This window comes from Thiothrix lacustris DSM 21227, from assembly GCF_000621325.1.
Classification (GTDB): Bacteria; Pseudomonadota; Gammaproteobacteria; order Thiotrichales; family Thiotrichaceae; genus Thiothrix; species Thiothrix lacustris.
The window spans coordinates 1-17,211 of sequence record NZ_JHYQ01000006.1 but is presented as its reverse complement, the minus strand read 5'-3'; the positions used below and the strand labels follow the sequence as shown (position 1 = coordinate 17,211).

Sequence of the window (17,211 nt, the reverse complement as noted above, 5' to 3'; positions counted from 1 at the left end):
GACGGTGTGCCTGTCACTTTCCGTTACAGCAGTGGATGTGGTAGTCAAGAAAGTGTGCAATTCCATGAATGAGTAATAGTAAAAGTATAGCTACAGCATCAGTCAGGTTCAACCGTTCCGACAAATGGTAGGTCATATCAACCTGACTTATGATATTATTTTAGGCAATTTATCATAATGAAAATAATATTACGTTGCCAACCATGCAGCGGGAGACAAGAACAATGCAAGTCATCTTAACTTTTTTCACGCACGCAACAGGTTGGCACAAACCTTTGCCGGATATCGACTCACCGCAAACCCTAGTACTAGTATTCAGCGAACCGGATAGCCAGCAATACCAACAAGCATTGGATACTTTACATAAAAAATATGCCAATTCCATCATTGCAGGCTGCTCCACTGTTGCAGGCATCTTTAATGAACATTTGCTTGAAAGCGGCCTAGTAGTTGGCATCATCCACTTTCACAACAGTCATTTAGCTTTGGCGACCGCTACAATACCACGCCTAGAAGACTCCTTTTTTGCAGGAAAAGCTATCGCTAACGACCTGAATGCTCCTGATTTGAAAGGCATCATGATTTTTAGCGATGGCCTCCATACCCAAGGCAATGATCTGATCAACGGCATCGCATCCGCCATCGACCAACAAAAAGTCACATTGGTCGGCGGGCTAGCCAGCGATAAAATGCATTTTGAACACACATGGGTTTTATTTAACGGACAAGCCAACACGCATCGAGCCATTGGGATTGGCTTTTACGGTGAAAAATTAGTATTTGCCAGTCATGCCCAAGATGGCTTCAAACCCTTTGGTCCAGAACGCCTTATCACCCGGTCAAGTAACAACGTTCTGTATGAAATTGACGGCCAGCCTGCCCTCCAACTCTACAAGCAATACCTTGGTGAACATGCCAACAATCTGCCTGCCACGGCTCTGCACTTCCCATTAGCCATTTGGAATGAATCCAAAGACCATTACGTGGTACGTACCATCATAGGCATAGATGAAACTGAAAACAGCCTAAAATTCATTGCCGACATCCCCGTTGGCTACCATACACAGCTCATGTACGGTAGTTTTGACAACCTTCTCGATGGTGCAGAACTCGCCGCCCGGAATATATCCAAAAAGCTCCCGCCCAATCAACCCGTTCTAGCACTCACCATCAGTTGCTCAGGGCGCAAGCTGGTCATGGCGCATGATACCGACCAAGAGCTTGATGCCATCTTGGAATACCTCCCAAAGGATAGCCAGCAACTGGGCTTTTACTCTTTCGGCGAACTAGCGCCCATTAAGGAAGGCGGTAAATGCGGCTTACACAACGAAACCATGACATTAACGGTACTGTATGAAGGAAGTTAAACCACTCCATCGCCGTTTACAAAAACAGCTAAAGCGTAGCGGTCTACTGCAAAGTAGTCTTCCAGATGATCAAAGTAAATGGCAAGATTTCCTCCATCTGATTGATCTGTCTTACTCTGGAACCAGTGACGCCCAATATTTACTGGAGCGCTCGCTAGAAGTTTCCTCACATGAGTTGCGCAAACTGTATGAGGACTTAAAAACAGAAACGGAACAGCGCATTGATGCGCTGCACAAGTCTGAGCAGAAAACCCGCTTCATGGCCAATATGAGTCATGAGCTACGTACACCTATCCATGGCATTCTCGGCTCCCTTGAAATCGTCAAAGATACTGAACTAGATTCCAGACAAAAACTGTTCGTCGATACTGCTTACGCCTCCTGTGAAGTCATGCTGGATGTCATTAACAATATCCTCGACTTCTCCAAACTCAAGGCTGGCGGCATTGAACTAGAAATCATCGAATTTTCGCCTCGTGAATTAGTCGAAAATGTCAGTGGCATCATGGCGACCATGGCGCAAGACAAGCATCTCGAAGTTCAAAGTTACATCCCTGAGAATATTCCCGAAAGAGTCAAAGGTGACCCTGCTCGCCTACGGCAAATGCTGATGAATCTGATTGGCAATGCCATCAAATTCACCGAACACGGCGAAGTGTATACCGGTATTGAACTAAGAGAAGTTCGTAAAGATACAGCACTCTTGCGATTTGAAGTGCGTGATACGGGGATTGGTATCCCACCGTCCATGCAAAAAAGTATTTTTGAATCCTTTGTTCAGGTCGATGCATCCATAAACCGACGCTACGGAGGTACAGGGCTAGGCCTAACTATCGTGCGAGAATTCGCCGAAATGATGGGTGGCAACATTGGATTAGACAGTGCTCCAAACCAAGGTAGTACTTTCTGGTTTGAAATACGGGTTCCCATCTCCACCGATACCACCTCACCCTGCCCAAAACACCAAATAGAAGGCCGTCGGGTGATGGTCGTAGACGATAACGAAACCAACCGGCGCATTTTAGAAAACTACCTGCAAGCTTGGAAAGCAGAAGCCGTTATTGTCAGCAATGGACACGATGCATTAATCAAACTAGAAGAGTCCATCACTAAGGCACGCCCGATCGACTTATTGTTGCTTGACTGGTTCATGCCACACATGGACGGCATTGCTTTAGCTAAGGCCATTCGTAGCGACTCCCGCCACGATAGAACGCCCATCGTTATGCTGACCTCTTATGGCATCTCTCAGGAAAAACAACAACAAGCAGGCGTACAAGCCGCTGTTACTAAACCTGTAAGATCCATCACCTTACGAGATGTCCTTACCGATACATTAAGACGCCATAATACTCAAAGCCCCCCCGTCAGCGCCCCCCAAATTCCTTTTCCTCAACTAGAAATAAAGCCCATCATAGCCACGTTACCACCGGCTATCCTATTGGCAGAAGACAACCCCGTTAATGCACTGATTGCCGTCACCATGCTGGAAAAACTCGACATGCAAGTTGATCATGTCACCACCGGTAAACTCGCACTCAAAGCCATGCGCACTAAGTCTTATAAGCTCGTACTGATGGATATCAATATGCCAGAAATGGATGGCTACACCGCCACCCGTTACATCCGTAAGTGGGAAAAAGAGGGTATCCTCAAAAACCACACCCCAGTGATTGCTATGACGGCCAATGCCCTCAAAGGCGACAGAGAACGTTGCCTAAAAATGGGCATGGACGACTACCTCGCCAAACCTGTCAAACAAGATGAATTGCTGAAAATTGTCGGGCAATGGCTTAAAGCACCCGTGGCTCAGGCTCCAGTGTGATCCCGAACTTATCTTGTACCGACGCAATCACGCCTTGGGCAAAGTTCCATACTTCTGCCCCAGTCGCATTGCCATGGTTTACCAAGACCAAGGCATGTTTGGCATAAGTGCCTGCATCCCCTTCCCGTTTGCCTTTCCACCCGCATTGATCAATTAACCAACCAGCCGAGAGCTTAACCTCGTGTTGTTGAGGCCAACCGGGCATCGTGGGAAACTGCACTTTAAGGTTTTCCCACTGTACAACGGGAATCATCGGATTTTTAAAAAAGCTACCCGCATTACCGATTTGAGCCGGGTCAGGTAACTTAGTTTGGCGAATATTAATAATAGCGTCGCTAATCATCCGTGCATCTAACACTTTATCTTGCAATTGCTCCTGCACACCCGCGTAATCCGTTTTCCATTGTGGATGACGTGGCAAACGCAATACCACCGCAATAATTAGCCAACGATCCGGCTCTACCGATTTAAAATAACTATCCCGGTAAGCAAAGCAACACTCATCCACGCTGAAATCACGAAGTTCCGCCGTGCGCCAATCCAGCGCCTGCACTTCATACACGTGATCCTTCAACTCCACACCGTAGGCACCAATATTCTGCATGGGGGCTGCGCCGACAGTTCCGGGAATCAACGACAGATTTTCCAGACCTGCAAAACCCTGGTCGATAGTCCAACGAACAAATTCATGCCAGTTATTGCCTGCCCCGGCACGTACATAATGGTAATCAGCATCCTGCCCTAGCACCTCCAAAGTTTCCAGACGCATATGCACCACGAGACCCGGATAATCATTCACAAACAGCATGTTACTGCCGCCACCCAAAAAAAGCAGAGGCAAATCGGGATGCTCTTGTTGCCAAGCAGTCAGCGTTCGAATACCACTGAGTTTATGTAAGGTGCAAAAATAACGGGCTTTGGCATCCAGCCCAAACGTATTCAGGGCTTTAAGGGAATAATTTTCGCGGATTTTCATGTAAGCAGGATCTTTATGGGTAATTCTTGACGCAAAAAGGCCGGAACAAGTCCGGCCTCCATCATACCTGAAAACAGGCTGTCTTACTGTGCAGTAGCACCGCCAGACATCTGTTGCAGGTAAGCAACCAATACCTTGATCTCAGTATCAGACAGGTTACGACCCTCTTTACCGAACACAGGCATTTGACGCTTTACACCATTGTGGATCACAGCTTTCACTGCATCCAGCTTGGCTTCTGGGGTTTCTGCTGCGGGCAGGTTAGCAATTGTCCAAACCTTATCGGTCAGGTTAGCTGAACCTTGTGCGTGCATCCCTTTACCTTCCTTGGTGTGACACATGTAGCAACCACCTGTCTCACCTTGGAATATCTTCTGGCCTTCCACTGCTGCTGCCGCATCAACAGGTGTTTCACCAGACAAGGTAAGCACGTAGTTTGCGACCTGATTCAACTGGGAATCATCGAAGGTTTTACTATAAGCAGGCATGAAGCCTAAACGGCCACCACGGATAGTGGTTTCCATTGCTGCCGTATCACCACCCCACAACCAATCGTCATCAACCAGATTAGGGAATTGACCAACAACACCTTGACCACCAGATTGGTGGCAAGCGGCACAGTTGTCACCAAACATGCCCACGCCGTAAGAACGTACAAACGAAGACATATCAGGATCTTGGGCAATCTGATCGTAGGAAGCTGCGCCAACCTTGGCGAGGTATTCCTGCTGCTTGAGTGCTTCTGTACCATTTTGCATATCATGTGCCAACAACGCACGCATATTCCAATGGGTTGTTTTCTCTTCACCCGCATCGGTTTTGTACGTGATGTCGTTGAACATCCCTTTCAAATAAGTCTTACCAATAGGCCATGATGGATACATCGTCCAGTAGGTAATGGTAAACAAGATCGTGCCGTAAAATGTCCACAACCACCAACGCGGTAGCGGGTTGTTGAACTCTTGCAGCGTTTCATCCCAAACGTGACCGGTAGTTTCTGCGCCGGTCAGTGGGTCTTTTACAGGATTAGCCATAACTATTTTTCACCTTTAGCTTGAGAAGCTTCTGCTGCTTTGACACGCTTGTCGGCCTCGTCCTCGTCCATCAGTGGCATGTAGCGATAGGACTCAAGCCTCTCGCTACGTTTGCGACTGGAATAAACGTAGATGACAATCCCTACAAAGGTTGTAAAGAAGATGAGTAAAGCCACCGTCTTGCTGTTACCTAGATCTAGGATCCATGTCCAGAAGTCTGTCAGCATTCGATCTTCCCCTTGTCAGCAAAAGCCACTATCCAGTGGCACAGAAAATTAACGGAATTGGATGAAGTAATCTTCATCGAACTTTTTGAAGTCAACCATCGTACCCAACACTTGCAGGTAGGCAACCAAAGCATCCATTTCACTTACGTTGGCTGGATTGCCATCATAGTTACCTGCTCGTGCTTGAGCCATCAAGTTGTCTTCAGCACGATTAATGTCGAGCGTTTTAGCGACTGATTCACCAAACTTCTTCACATTGGCTTCGTATTCAACCGTTGTCAGTGAGTAAGGTACACCTACCCGCTTCAAGGCAACCATACGATCGCGTAGATCAGACATGTCCAGATTCGTTGTTTGCAACCACGGATAGTTGGGCATGATAGATTCGGGCACAACTGAACGCGGCGCAGTCAAATGCTGGACTTGCCATTCATTCGAATACTTACCACCTACACGCGCCAGATCTGGACCAGTACGCTTGGAACCCCATTGGAATGGGTGATCGTATTTGGATTCAGCCGCCAATGAATAGTGACCATAACGCAGATCTTCATCACGGAACGGACGAATCATCTGTGAATGGCACAGGTAGCAACCTTCACGGGTATAAATATCGCGACCACGTTGCTCCAATGGCGTGTAAGGACGCACAGCATCCAAACCCGTTACCGGATCTTTGACATCTTCCACCGTTTCGTTGATGTAATGCAACGGAACAATTTCTACCAAGCCACCGATACTAATCGCTACCAACGTCAGGACAATCAACATCCCGGAGTTGGTTTCGATACTTTCGTGTTTAAACATATCTCAACTCTCCCTGATTATGCCTTAGCCGCCGCAGTCGCTGGAACAGTAGATTCCTGCTTTGCACGCGCGATGGTCATGTAAATATTGAATGCCATGAGTAACATGCCGGACAGGAAGAACAAACCACCAACAGCACGAGCAACCAACGGACCATGCATGAAAGCAACGGTTTCAACGAAGGTGTACGCCAGATTGCCGTACTCATCAAATGCACGCAGCATCAAACCTTGACCGATACCCGATACCCACAAAGCAGTGATATACAGGATTGTACCAATAGTCGCCAAGAAGAAGTGCGTGTAAACCAGTTGCATACTGTACAACGTAGTATTCCACAGACGTGGGATCATATGGTAGAAAGAAGCGAAGGTGATCATGGCAACCCAGCCCAATGCGCCGGAGTGAACGTGACCAACCGTCCAGTCAGTGTAGTGAGACAGCGCATTAACACTTTTCAAGGACATCATCGGGCCTTCAAAAGTAGACATACCGTAGAAAGACAGTGCTGTAATCATGAACATCATGATCGGGTCAGTACGCAGTTTGTCCCATGCACCGGAAAGCGTCATGATCCCGTTGATCATACCACCCCAAGATGGCATCAACAGCATGATAGAGAAAGCCGCTGCCAGTGTGGAAGTCCAGTCAGGAATCGCTGTCCAATGCAAATGGTGAGTACCAACCCACATGTACATGAAGCTCAGTGCCCAGAAGTGGATAATAGACAAGCGATAAGAATAAACGGGACGACCTGCCTGCTTAGGCACGAAGTAGTACATCATCCCCAAGAACGCTGCTGTCAGGAAGAAACCTACCGCATTATGACCATACCACCACTGCGTCATCGCATCTTGTGCACCTGAGAACAGGCTGTAAGAAACAGGTGAAGTCAGGCTGATGGGCACTGCCAAGTTATTGAAGATATGCAGTAACGCCGTTGCCAAAATGAACGACATATAAAACCAGTTAGCAACATAAATATGCGGCTGGTTACGCTTCACTAACGTGACGGTGAAGATCAAGAAATACACAACCCAAACTACCGCAATAGCGAGGTCGATGAACCAAACTGGCTCAGCATATTCACGCGCTTGAGTGAAGCCTTGCAAATACAGCAAACCCGCAATCAGAATAGAAGCATTCCAACCCCAGAAGGTAAAGTTAGGCCAGAAAGTGCCACCTGCCAAACGGGTTTGACAAGTACGCTGAACAACATAGTAAGAAGTCGCAAACAGTGCATTACCACCGAAACCGAAGATAACACCACTGGTGTGTAGCGGACGCAAACGTCCGAAAGTGATCTGGGCAATATCAAAGTTCAGAAATGGCCAAGCCAGTTCTGAGGCGATATACACACCGGCAGTCATGCCGAGAATACCCCAGATAATCGAGGCTATCGCGAATTTCTTCACGATATCGTAGTTGTATTGCTCCGAGGAGAGTGCAGCACTGTGAGCCATCGTTTGCCCTCTGGTTAACAAAATGGAAAAGATTAAAGAAGCTGTAAAACGGCCTAAGGATACAGTAAAAAACCAGATAAGAAAACGTTAATACTGTGTGAAAACACACACCCAAGGTGGGTAATCACCCCATAAACTCACTGGTTTTGACTTAAATCAACAAAGTATAAAGAGCCAAATGAGAATAACGTTTAAGATTGCAACTGTTACGGCAGCTGACCCCATATCCTTCGCTCTTCCCGCGAGTTTATGTTTCTCCATCCCAGTGCGATCTACCACCGCCTCTATCGCCGAGTTAAGCAATTCTACAATCAGCAAGAGCAGAAGACTACCAATCATCAGCGCTCTGTCGATACCATTATCGCCAAACCACAAAGCCAACGGCACGGCGACCCATAACAGCCAGACTTCCTGCCGGAATGCCTCCTCATGTTGGTAGGCCGCTTGGAAACCTTGCCATGAATATTGCCCTGCTTTCATGATCCGGGTCAGGCCGGTATTGCCACTATCTGCCATCGCTATTTTCCTTCTTCCCTTACTGCATACAGCATTTTTTGTACTTCTTACCGCTACCGCAAGGGCACGGTTCGTTGCGCCCGATTTTAGGCTCGGTACGAATCACTTGTGGTACCAGTGGCTCGTCATCCTCTTCATCCTCAAATTCAGCATCACCATCCTCAGGCTGCTGGTAATTCGGGCGCGGCGTGTCCCGAGTGGTGCGCAAACCCATGCCCAGTTCCACATCCTCCAGATCACCACACACCGACCAATCCAGCACATCTTCAGCAAACGCAGCACGGATGCTAGGCATCGCCTCCACTGCACGCAAGGACACCAATTCTGCCACGATCAGCCCTTTCAACCCCTGATCAGCCGCCGAAGTATGCTTCAAACAATAGAGCAGACGCTCAATCACAGGCTTACGCAATTTGCTGTACCGTTTACCAATTTCCACCAATGACTGCAAAGCCATCGGCACGGCAAACTCATCATTGCGCTCATCTAGCACATAATCCAACAATGGATCGAGCGCCGCCTCTTTAGCGGCTGCCACCACAAACGGAATCTCATCGTGCGCCCAATCATCTTCCGCCAGCACATCGAAAATACCGATCAGCTCATGCAACCCTGCGGGCATCAAATGCTGCAAGGCTCGCCATGAATGCAAAGGAACCCAATAATCCGCCCCCTCGCTTTCCAAAAAACGGCTATCCGCCACCAATGCCACCAAGGTAGAAGCATCCGCCGCTGTTAAACCGTAGCTGGAATAATCACGCCACGGCTTATTGTCTTTCGGCTCGCCCAGCGGCGCTAATACCTTGATAATATTCTGCTTTTCCACATCAAATCCTTTTCAAATTCGTCAACACCAACCCGGCAGCGACCAACATCATCCCTATCGCGTGATAAAACTGCAAGCGCTCCCCCAACAACAACGTTGCCAGCAAAATCCCGAACACCGGCATCAAATGGCTGAACTGCCCAGTACGGTTCACTCCCAACCGTTGCGTGGCATGATTCCAGAACATATACGACAACAGCGACGGAAACACCGCCACATACGCAATACTCGCCACACTCACCGCCGTGACCGGCATGGTCTGAAACGTCAAACTTTCATGCAGGTAAAACGGCAAGATAACCAGCGCTCCCAATCCCACGGTAAATCCAAGGATCGGCAAGCCCTTCAAACCCTCTGGCAACTTGCGTAATAACACGGTGTATAAAGACCAATCCAGTGTTGCTGCCAGAATCCACACATCCCCTCGGTTAAACGCCAAATGCTGCAATACTCTTACATCCGCTCGCGTAATGATCACCACGACCCCAAGCAATGACACCACAATGCCTACCCATTGCATCACCGTGCTTTTCTCATGCAACACCAACCCGGCCAGCAAAATCATCGTGATCGGCGTCACCGATTGCAGTAATACCCCATTAGTGGCCGTCGTCGTTTGCAAGCCCAGATACACCAAGCTATTGAAACCTGCGACCCCCAGCACCGACAAAGCCAGCACTAGACGCCAATGGACACGCGCCAACGGCAACGCCACCCGCATCGAAGCCCACGCAAACGGCAACAAAATCAGCGCCGCCACTGCCCAACGCCAAAACGACAACCCCAACGGCGGCACCTCAACATGAATAGCACGCGCCAGATTGAAATTGCCCGCCCAGAACAAGACGGTCAACACCAACAACAGGTAAGGGGAAAAGCGGTCAAGAACTGAATTTTGCATCGCCGCAGTATATCACTGCACATGCTTAATCAGCAGACACACCTTTATCGATAATACAGAATAAATGCTATGGTTAGCGCTATCACAAACCATCAAGGAATACACCCATGGGCTATTTGCCGACTGTCGACGTTGAACCCACTCACCCCGCCAGCGCTGCTGTCATCTGGTTGCACGGCTTAGGTGCGGATGGGCACGACTTTGTGCCGATTATCCCGGAACTGGGTTTGCCACGCGACCACGGTATCCGTTTTATTTTTCCACATGCGCCTGCGCTGCCCGTGACTATCAACGGCGGTTATGTGATGCCCGCGTGGTATGACATTCTGGAAATGTCCCTCGACCGCAAGGTGGATGTGGCACAACTGCAAGCCTCGGCACAGGAAGTGGGCAAACTGATTGAGCGCGAAATCGCACGCGGCATTCCCAGCGAACGCATCGTGCTCGCGGGCTTTTCGCAAGGCGGCGCGGTGGCGTACCAAACTGCACTGAGCTACCCCAAACCGCTGGCGGGCTTGCTCGCGCTGTCGACGTATTTTGCCACGGCGGAGACGATTGCCTTGAATACGGTGAATGCAACACTGCCGATCCATATTTTCCACGGCAAGCAGGATGGGGTGGTGCAGGTGGTGCTGGCACACAAGGCACAGCGCTGGCTGGAGGAACATGGCTATGCGCCTGCGTATTCGGAATACGCGATGGAGCATAATGTGTGTGCGGAAGAACTCGTGGTAATTGGGCAGTGTTTGCGGGCGTGGCTGAAACCTGATTGATTAGCTATGCTAAACTCTCCTCATGATTTCCAGCGTTAGGCACAGCACCATGATCCGCTTCCCCTACGGCAATAGCGATTTTCACAGTATCCGTACCAAAAACATGCTGTATCTGGATCGTACCCACCTGATCCCCGCCTTGGAACAGGCTGGGCAACAACTCCTGTTCCTGCGCCCACGCCGTTTTGGCAAATCCTTATTGCTCTCTACCTTGGTAAATTATTACGACATCAAGCTAGCAGAGGAATTTGATAGCCTGTTTGGTGATTTGGCGATTGGCAAAAACCCCACCGAGGAACGCAACCAATACCTGATCTTGCGTTGGGATTTCTCAAAGGTATCGGCACAAGGTAGTCTTGAGGACATCAAAAGCAGCCTGTTCAATCACCTCAATGCCCATGTGGAAGGCTTTATCCAAAAGTATCAGGAGTTATTGCGCTTTCCGGTACACATTCGGGATGAGGATGCCTTGGCTTCTTTCCAATCTCTCACCAACGCCATACAGGGGAGCGGGCAGCAGCTTTACCTCTTGATCGACGAATACGACAACTTTGCCAACGAAGTACTGGTAAGTGACCCACACAATAGCCGCCGCTATCAGGCGTTATTAGAGGGTGAAGGTATCCTCAAATCACTGTTCAAGATCATCAAGGCCAGTGCCTCTGAAGGCAAACTGACACGGGTATTCATCACCGGGGTGTCGCCCGTGGTCATGAGCGACATGACCAGCGGTTACAATGTGGCGAAAAACATTTACCTGAACCCGCGCTTCAATGCCTTGTGTGGGCTGACTCAAGCAGAGCTGGAAAGTAGCGTTACCCAAGTGTTGGAAGACTGCCAGCAGACAGAGGGCTATGCGACTATTTTGGAAACCCTGCGACTGTTTTACAACGGCTACCGTTTTTGCACCGACATTAAGCAGCCCTGCGTTTACAACCCCACTTTGGTTTTCTATTTCCTGCAACACTATCAGGAGTTTTGTAGCGCCCCGGAACAATTGCTAGACAGCAACCTGTCGATGGATACCAACAAAATCCGTTACATTGCCGACTTGCCCGGTGGTCAGTCCTTGATTGCCCACATCCTGGATGAACAGCAAGCCTTGGGCGTCACCTCGCTGGAAGACCGTTTCGGCGTGGAATCTTTACGGGATATACCGCGTGACCAACGCTTTATGGGGTCATTGCTCTACTATTTCGGGGTACTGACCATCACCGGGCGCAGCGCGATTGGGGAACTGGAATTGAATGCCCCCAATTTGGTGATTCGAGGCTTATATCTGGAAGAACTGAAACGCAAGTTATTGCCCAATACGCAAGACAGCGACACCATGCAAGCCGCTGCCAAAGCTTTTTACCAATATGCTGACTTGCAGCCCTTGGTGGAATTCATCGAAACCCGCTATTTCGCCGCACTGGATAACCGTGACTACCGCTGGAGCAATGAACTCACCGTCAAAACGGCATTTCTGACGCTGCTATTCAATGACACCTACTACATCATGGATTCGGAAAGCGCCCTCAAACGGCGTTATTGCGACCTCGTGATGATTGTGCGCCCGAATATGCGCCAATACGCTCTGCTGGATTTCATTCTGGAATTCAAATACCTAACGCTTAAGGAATTACAGCTCACTGCTGAACAAGTCCGTACACACAGCCGGGAAGTGACGCAACAATTACCGGCGGTGCAGGCAGCATTAGCGAACGCCACGCAACAGTTGCAGGAATACCGTACCATTTTAGTGAACAAGTACCAAGAGCCGCAGCGATTGCGCTGTATCGCGGTGGTGGCTTTGGGGTTTGAACGGCTGGTGTGGGAAGAGGTTAGAGTTTTCGATTCGTAGAGGGAAGTACCTTAGTGATCTCTCGCCTGCGTTTTACACGTGGTACGCAACCTTATTGTCAGCACCAATAACAATCAGCTTGCGTTGCTCCATATCACGCACCAGTTTCTGCACTTCGCTGTCCGGCAACTTTTTGGCAAAGATGGAGTGGATATAAGTCATCAGGCTATCGCGTTTCGTTGGGCGATTAGAGGCATGTTTGGTAAACCGCTCCGTCAGCAAGGCAATTTTATCTGTGACAGGTGTCTTCTGATGATCAACAAACAGCGGAATCTGGGTAAACTCATCATGCCGTGCCGCTGACACTTTCAGTTGCTTCAAGTGCGTAATCAGCGGGTCGAAGCCTTTGTCTTTGGACACGATATGAAAATAGCCTGTTGGGTCTTGTTTCGCCCATTGCCCCATGTGATAAGCGAGGACAAGATCCAACGCATTCTTCCCCGAACAATTTGCTTCAATCAAACCCACTTGATCGGCATGAGCCAATAGCTGCTTGATTAAGGGAATGGGTAAGTGTTTTTGCTTATCGCCGGTCACTACTAGCAGGATGACAGGTTTGCCGCTAAGCAACCTTACATCCATCACTTGGGTGTTTTCAAAGTCGACGAAGATGTAGTGGATACGTTTGGGGTTTTCCATTGTTTTGCTTATTCCTTGCAACTTACGAGTATGGTTGCGGAGGGAAGCACACGGGTCAATTATTTCCGATAAATGATCAACACCTACACCTGACGAAAATTATCCCATTCAACGTCCGCGTAGATGCCCTATGCTTGCGGTATCAACATTGCCAGAAGGATTGACGCATGGGCACGTTTGACTCACTGATGGTCAAAATCAACGACCGCGAGATTGAGATACAAACCAAACGCTTTGAAAACATACTGGGGCGTTATCACCCCGGTGATGCTGTTTGCGGTGCGCCGGGCGGCATTGGTATCTATTTCGACACGGTAGAACTCGATGCCGACGGCAAACATGCCTATCAGGATGACAAGATTACTGCCCGCCACACGGTATTTGTCGTGCTGGTGCATGGCATTTTCACCGAATACGAGGTCATGGATGGCGCATGGGAACGTGAAGCCATCGAACGCCGCGTCTGTGAGTTGAAAGACTTGTGGGGCGATACTGCCCGCGTCACGCTGCGCTGGATTGAATTTTTGCGTAACGCTCAGGATGAAAAAGCCCGCTTGCACGGCTGCATCAACCGCAGCTTGTCGGTTATTGACCATGCACGCCGGTTGCAGGCGGGTGAGGATATGTCCGGCAAATTTTCGGCACTCTTCAAGAGTGAGGAAGACAAGCGGTTAGATGCTGGGGAAGAGGTGTTGGATGTGCTGGAATCGGTGCTGAAAAAACCTGAAGCAAGTAGGTTTTGGTGGTGTTCGCAGCAGGAGCGGGATGCGTTGGAGGATTATCGGTTATAATTTTTATTATATAGTGGCTTAGGAATTGTCCTGGAATAATTTCCCACTATTCTTGTCGTCATTGAAGAGGGCGTATGCAATACGCCCCTACGGAGGGGGGTTTTCGTAGGGGCGTATTGCATACGCCCTCTTTAGGACATTCTTTCAGGACAAGTACTTAACCCTTTATAGGGCAATCATCGAATATCGACTTGAGTTGTTGCGCGTGAGCTTTAAACAAGCGCATCTGGTGTTCCAATTTCATGCAGTAATCCAGTTCCATTTGTTCTTCGGACGAAAGGCTCGTGTTTTTGAGCTTTTGGATTAAGTCGCCGACTCTCTGCCCCAACATGGCGGCTTCTTCGGCATCTTGTTCGTCGTACCAGCGTTGCAATTGCGCTCGTTCTTCGTCTGATAGCGGCAAACCGCGTGTGGCTCTGTCGTGTAGCGTTTTTCCCAAATCATCCGCGACACGTTGTCCGGCTACAGTTTGCAAATCTTCAAGCACCGAGTCATCCAACACCTGAAAACCTACGCCGAAATGCTCTCGTAGGCGGCACAAGAATTCATTGAAACTCAAATCGGCAAGCGCGGCAGCAGCGGCAAAGCTGACTTTGTGCGCAAAGTACAAACCAGCAGCGAGGAAAAAAACGGCTGCATTCTCGCCTAGCGGTTCAAGTATTTCCTCAAATTCCGGCTTCAGTTGTAGTTGCATGAGTGTGTCCTCAAAAAACCCCATTCCTCGTGAAAAATTTACACCGACAAGGCAATCCGTTTAAACAAGGCTTGTAACGGCTGCAAGTCACCCGCATACCCCGCGATATTCGCTTCCACCCACTCGCTACGCTCCACCTTTGCCCAATCCAGCCCGAATCCGGCGTTGATTGCCAGCAAATCGAAGAACAGGCGTTGCGCCCGTCCGTTACCTTCGCGGAAGGGGTGAATCACGTTCAGTTCGCAGTAGTAGTACGCTAGCCGTTCCACAAAGGCGGGTAGTGGCAAACCGACCAGCCAGTTTTCCTGTGCCAGTTTGCCCAGCAGCTTGTTGGCTTCGGTTGTAATGTAAGCGGCGGCACAAAAGTGGGTATTGCCCTTGCTGAGGTCGGTGGAACGCAACTCGCCTGCCCACAGGTACAGGTCTTGAAACAGGTGCTGGTGAATGGCTTGCAAGGCTGGCAAATCAAATACCTGCAAGCGCGTATCGAAGGATTCAGCACGTAGGTAGCTCAACACCGCTTCTGCCTCTGCCAAGGTGCGGCTGTCCTGCAAGCCCAACTTGTTGACCAGTGTGCTTGTGCCGCTGTAACAGGCGGGGTCTTCGGCTATCTCATGCTTGCTGTGCATAGCGGTCTTTGGTTTGCTGGATCAGGATTGCCATGCCTTGCGCCGTTGCTGGCAAGGGCAAAGCGGCAATGTCATCCGGTAAGGATAGCCCTTCCAGCCGCAAACTGGCGCGGTAATTATAGTTGCGGGTTGCCTGATAATAACGCTGTTTGCGCTCATCCGACGATGGTGCGGCAAAGCTGAGGGTGTTTTGTGCCATGCCATCCAATGTTTTCAAGGTGGCGGTCAGTTTGATCTTTTTGTCTATTTCCGCTACGGCTGTCGGCTCGCATTTGTCCAATAAGGTGCGGGCATCGTCTACGCTGGAAACGGGATAAAACGCGCTATCGGGAGCGAAATAGACCAAGGCTTTTTTGCGCTGTTTCAGAAATTCCAGCACATTATTGAATGAACCGGGGCTTTTACCATCCCACAGCACAAAACCATAATCGGCAAGCTGCGCCATTGCTTTATCTTTTTGGGTGTAAAAGGCGCGTCCGGTTATATTGGCATCCACACTGATGTGTTTGACAGGCCAGTTACCCAGATTATTGCGGCAAACATTTCCGGCACAAAATACCGTGACGTGCGGGTATTGCAAGGTCGTCAGGTGTTTTTGCAATGCCTTGTCTGCACCGTTGGCATCACCCACCACAATGGCAAACTGTTTATCAATGATGTTTTGCAAGCGTGCCAGTATGACGTTGTTCAAACGGGTAATGGTGATTGAGCCTGACAGGAATACCGTGGTCATCGTTTACTCCGGGTTTTGGTCATTACCAGCACAAAAACATTTTTCACCTTGGCTTGTTGATACAGAATATCGGTGGCAACAGTTAGGTGTCAAGTCCCGATAGATCATATGCTTTCTTTTTGAATAAATCTGGCTTCTTTTTCTGCCATTCCTTGAGTGCTTGAATAGGGGTTTTGTATCCCAGTGCTTTCTGGGGAATGCAGTGGTTGTAGAGCCGTTCATAATGTTTGATCGCGTCAGCCAGTTCATTGGATGAGGCGAAACGGGTGGTTTGCAACCAGTCGCTGATACGTCCGTTGAAGCGTTCTACCATGCCGTTGGTTTGGGGGTGGCGTGGCTTGGTGAGGTGGTGTTCAGCCTTGATGCGCTCACAGGCTTTGTCGAATTTATGCTTGCCTGTGGGGTCACGTTCCCCTTTACGGGTAAAGCGGTCGGTGAATTCCTTCCCATTGTCGGTCAGCACGTATTGCACCTTGATGGGGAAGCGCTGCTCTACTTTACCCAAAAAATCCGCTGTACTGGCAGCCGCTTTGTCGGGGTAAATGGCAAGGCACACCATACGACTGGCACGGTCGATGGCGACATACAGGTATTGGTGTTCCTTTTCGTCGGGCATCTTCGGCAAGTATTTGATGTCAATATGGATATAGCCGGGTTCGTAGTCCTTGAACACCTTTTTCGGTGGCGGCTCCTCGCCATACAGTTCCCGCTTCATTACCGCCAGGTTGGCGATCCCATGGCGACGCAGGCAGCGGTCTATACCCGAACGGCTGGCGGCGGCATTGATATATTCTTTGGTGATGTGGGTCAGGTCATCCAGCGACAGCAGCAGGGTCTTGCGTAGCTCCACCACCAACCATTCCTGTACCTCAGTCAGCGTGGTGTGCAGCGTATCGGGACGGTGCGATTTGTCCGTCATCTCCTCACGGTTCTGCCATTTGCGGATCGTCAGGCGGCTGACATTGTATTGTTTCGCCAGTTCTGCTTGCGTGAGCGGCGATGCCTTGATTTCACTGCGTAATTTCGGGGTTGTCCGTGCTTCGGGATGCAGTTTCATGTACGCTTTGCCTTGTAGCCATGGGTGGATAAGATGCCTTCAAGGATAGCCCGTGCTTTGAATAATGGGTAGCTCCTTGAGGGAATATGATCCCATGGGACATGACA

Annotated in this window: 17 protein-coding genes and 1 pseudogene; 5 read left to right on the top strand and 13 right to left on the bottom strand. The window is 49.5% G+C overall.

From position 1 onward, the window contains the following. The first annotated feature begins 224 nt into the window (after window positions 1–224). Both Q394_RS0103795 and Q394_RS0103790 read left to right on the top strand, forming a co-directional pair. Window positions 225–1,367 carry an FIST signal transduction protein gene (locus tag Q394_RS0103795; RefSeq protein WP_028488105.1) on the top strand — a complete coding sequence of 381 codons (1,143 nt, stop codon included), beginning with the start codon at window positions 225–227 and terminating at the stop codon, window positions 1,365–1,367. Next, the gene (locus Q394_RS0103790) at window positions 1,354–3,192 is read left to right on the top strand and encodes a response regulator (protein ID WP_028488104.1); all 1,839 of its coding nucleotides are present in this window, start codon (window positions 1,354–1,356) and stop codon (window positions 3,190–3,192) included. The genes Q394_RS0103795 and Q394_RS0103790 overlap by 14 nt, the downstream gene beginning before the upstream one ends. On the opposite strand, the gene murB is transcribed toward Q394_RS0103790, so the two are convergent. The 8 genes and pseudogenes from murB to Q394_RS0103750 all read right to left on the bottom strand — a co-directional run bounded on the left by murB (window position 3,161) and on the right by Q394_RS0103750 (window position 9,942). Further along, the gene (murB, locus tag Q394_RS0103785) at window positions 3,161–4,168 is read right to left on the bottom strand and encodes a UDP-N-acetylmuramate dehydrogenase (protein WP_028488103.1); all 1,008 of its coding nucleotides are present in this window, start codon (window positions 4,166–4,168) and stop codon (window positions 3,161–3,163) included. The two genes, Q394_RS0103790 and murB, sit on opposite strands and share 32 nt — an antisense overlap. 83 nt (window positions 4,169–4,251) lie before the next feature. Next, a complete protein-coding gene (gene ccoP, locus Q394_RS0103780) occupies window positions 4,252–5,202 on the bottom strand; it encodes a cytochrome-c oxidase, cbb3-type subunit III (protein WP_038140445.1) in 951 nt (316 codons plus the stop codon). A 2-nt stretch (window positions 5,203–5,204) separates the two neighbouring features. Then, on the bottom strand, window positions 5,205–5,429 hold the full coding sequence (locus Q394_RS0103775; RefSeq protein WP_211248781.1) for a cbb3-type cytochrome oxidase subunit 3: 225 nt from the start codon (window positions 5,427–5,429) through the stop codon (window positions 5,205–5,207). Between the two features lie 48 nt (window positions 5,430–5,477). Beyond that, window positions 5,478–6,236 (bottom strand): cytochrome-c oxidase, cbb3-type subunit II, encoded by a 759-nt coding sequence (gene ccoO / locus Q394_RS0103770; RefSeq protein WP_028488100.1) that lies wholly within the window; start codon window positions 6,234–6,236, stop codon window positions 5,478–5,480. A gap of 17 nt (window positions 6,237–6,253) precedes the next feature. Then, window positions 6,254–7,699: a cytochrome-c oxidase, cbb3-type subunit I gene (gene ccoN / locus Q394_RS0103765; RefSeq protein ID WP_028488099.1), complete on the bottom strand. Its 1,446-nt coding sequence runs from the start codon at window positions 7,697–7,699 to the stop codon at window positions 6,254–6,256. A gap of 156 nt (window positions 7,700–7,855) precedes the next feature. Further along, window positions 7,856–8,215 carry a diacylglycerol kinase gene (locus tag Q394_RS0103760; RefSeq protein ID WP_028488098.1) on the bottom strand — a complete coding sequence of 120 codons (360 nt, stop codon included), beginning with the start codon at window positions 8,213–8,215 and terminating at the stop codon, window positions 7,856–7,858. A 19-nt stretch (window positions 8,216–8,234) separates the two neighbouring features. After that, a pseudogene (locus Q394_RS23050) lies at window positions 8,235–8,357 on the bottom strand (SEC-C metal-binding domain-containing protein); the annotation flags it as partial. A gap of 685 nt (window positions 8,358–9,042) precedes the next feature. Continuing rightward, a complete protein-coding gene (locus Q394_RS0103750) occupies window positions 9,043–9,942 on the bottom strand; it encodes a DMT family transporter (protein ID WP_028488096.1) in 900 nt (299 codons plus the stop codon). 107 nt (window positions 9,943–10,049) lie between these two features. Here Q394_RS0103750 and Q394_RS0103745 point away from each other — a divergent pair, with 107 nt between their 5' ends. Both Q394_RS0103745 and Q394_RS0103740 read left to right on the top strand, forming a co-directional pair. Then, window positions 10,050–10,715: an alpha/beta hydrolase gene (locus Q394_RS0103745; protein ID WP_028488095.1), complete on the top strand. Its 666-nt coding sequence runs from the start codon at window positions 10,050–10,052 to the stop codon at window positions 10,713–10,715. Between the two features lie 49 nt (window positions 10,716–10,764). Beyond that, window positions 10,765–12,561, top strand: coding sequence for an AAA family ATPase (locus Q394_RS0103740; RefSeq protein ID WP_038140443.1), 1,797 nt, complete (start codon window positions 10,765–10,767; stop codon window positions 12,559–12,561). Window positions 12,562–12,594: 33 nt separating this feature from the next. Here Q394_RS0103740 and Q394_RS19025 read toward each other — a convergent pair whose 3' ends face one another. Continuing rightward, window positions 12,595–13,200 carry a PIN domain-containing protein gene (locus Q394_RS19025; protein ID WP_051542737.1) on the bottom strand — a complete coding sequence of 202 codons (606 nt, stop codon included), beginning with the start codon at window positions 13,198–13,200 and terminating at the stop codon, window positions 12,595–12,597. 167 nt (window positions 13,201–13,367) lie between these two features. Here Q394_RS19025 and Q394_RS0103730 point away from each other — a divergent pair, with 167 nt between their 5' ends. Then, window positions 13,368–13,991, top strand: coding sequence for a hypothetical protein (locus Q394_RS0103730; RefSeq protein WP_028488093.1), 624 nt, complete (start codon window positions 13,368–13,370; stop codon window positions 13,989–13,991). Between the two features lie 157 nt (window positions 13,992–14,148). On the opposite strand, the gene Q394_RS22685 is transcribed toward Q394_RS0103730, so the two are convergent. The 4 genes from Q394_RS22685 to Q394_RS0103700 form a co-directional block, all read right to left on the bottom strand. Beyond that, on the bottom strand, window positions 14,149–14,685 hold the full coding sequence (locus Q394_RS22685; RefSeq protein WP_211248780.1) for a hypothetical protein: 537 nt from the start codon (window positions 14,683–14,685) through the stop codon (window positions 14,149–14,151). 38 nt (window positions 14,686–14,723) lie between these two features. Further along, window positions 14,724–15,314, bottom strand: a complete 591-nt coding sequence (locus tag Q394_RS0103710; protein WP_028488092.1) for a putative adenosine monophosphate-protein transferase Fic — start codon at window positions 15,312–15,314, stop codon at window positions 14,724–14,726. Continuing rightward, window positions 15,298–16,047 (bottom strand): YhfG family protein, encoded by a 750-nt coding sequence (locus Q394_RS22680; protein ID WP_084260339.1) that lies wholly within the window; start codon window positions 16,045–16,047, stop codon window positions 15,298–15,300. Before Q394_RS22680 ends, Q394_RS0103710 begins: the two co-directional genes overlap by 17 nt. A gap of 82 nt (window positions 16,048–16,129) precedes the next feature. Continuing rightward, a complete protein-coding gene (locus tag Q394_RS0103700) occupies window positions 16,130–17,104 on the bottom strand; it encodes an IS481 family transposase (protein WP_038140441.1) in 975 nt (324 codons plus the stop codon). Between the last annotated feature and the right edge of the window lie 107 nt (window positions 17,105–17,211).

Excerpts from the sequence above, each read along its gene's own strand:
- Q394_RS0103795 (WP_028488105.1), top strand. The coding sequence starts at position 225 with ATGCAAGTCATCTTAACTTTTTTCACGCACGCAACAGGTTGGCACAAA.
- Q394_RS0103790 (WP_028488104.1), top strand. The coding sequence starts at position 1,354 with ATGAAGGAAGTTAAACCACTCCATCGCCGTTTACAAAAACAGCTAAAG.
- murB (WP_028488103.1), bottom strand. The coding sequence starts at position 4,168 with ATGAAAATCCGCGAAAATTATTCCCTTAAAGCCCTGAATACGTTTGGG.
- ccoP (WP_038140445.1), bottom strand. The coding sequence starts at position 5,202 with ATGGCTAATCCTGTAAAAGACCCACTGACCGGCGCAGAAACTACCGGT.
- Q394_RS0103775 (WP_211248781.1), bottom strand. The coding sequence starts at position 5,429 with ATGCTGACAGACTTCTGGACATGGATCCTAGATCTAGGTAACAGCAAG.
- ccoO (WP_028488100.1), bottom strand. The coding sequence starts at position 6,236 with ATGTTTAAACACGAAAGTATCGAAACCAACTCCGGGATGTTGATTGTC.
- ccoN (WP_028488099.1), bottom strand. The coding sequence starts at position 7,699 with ATGGCTCACAGTGCTGCACTCTCCTCGGAGCAATACAACTACGATATC.
- Q394_RS0103760 (WP_028488098.1), bottom strand. The coding sequence starts at position 8,215 with ATGGCAGATAGTGGCAATACCGGCCTGACCCGGATCATGAAAGCAGGG.
- Q394_RS0103750 (WP_028488096.1), bottom strand. The coding sequence starts at position 9,942 with ATGCAAAATTCAGTTCTTGACCGCTTTTCCCCTTACCTGTTGTTGGTG.
- Q394_RS0103745 (WP_028488095.1), top strand. The coding sequence starts at position 10,050 with ATGGGCTATTTGCCGACTGTCGACGTTGAACCCACTCACCCCGCCAGC.
- Q394_RS0103740 (WP_038140443.1), top strand. The coding sequence starts at position 10,765 with ATGATCCGCTTCCCCTACGGCAATAGCGATTTTCACAGTATCCGTACC.
- Q394_RS19025 (WP_051542737.1), bottom strand. The coding sequence starts at position 13,200 with ATGGAAAACCCCAAACGTATCCACTACATCTTCGTCGACTTTGAAAAC.
- Q394_RS0103730 (WP_028488093.1), top strand. The coding sequence starts at position 13,368 with ATGGGCACGTTTGACTCACTGATGGTCAAAATCAACGACCGCGAGATT.
- Q394_RS22685 (WP_211248780.1), bottom strand. The coding sequence starts at position 14,685 with ATGCAACTACAACTGAAGCCGGAATTTGAGGAAATACTTGAACCGCTA.
- Q394_RS0103710 (WP_028488092.1), bottom strand. The coding sequence starts at position 15,314 with ATGCACAGCAAGCATGAGATAGCCGAAGACCCCGCCTGTTACAGCGGC.
- Q394_RS22680 (WP_084260339.1), bottom strand. The coding sequence starts at position 16,047 with ATGACCACGGTATTCCTGTCAGGCTCAATCACCATTACCCGTTTGAAC.
- Q394_RS0103700 (WP_038140441.1), bottom strand. The coding sequence starts at position 17,104 with ATGAAACTGCATCCCGAAGCACGGACAACCCCGAAATTACGCAGTGAA.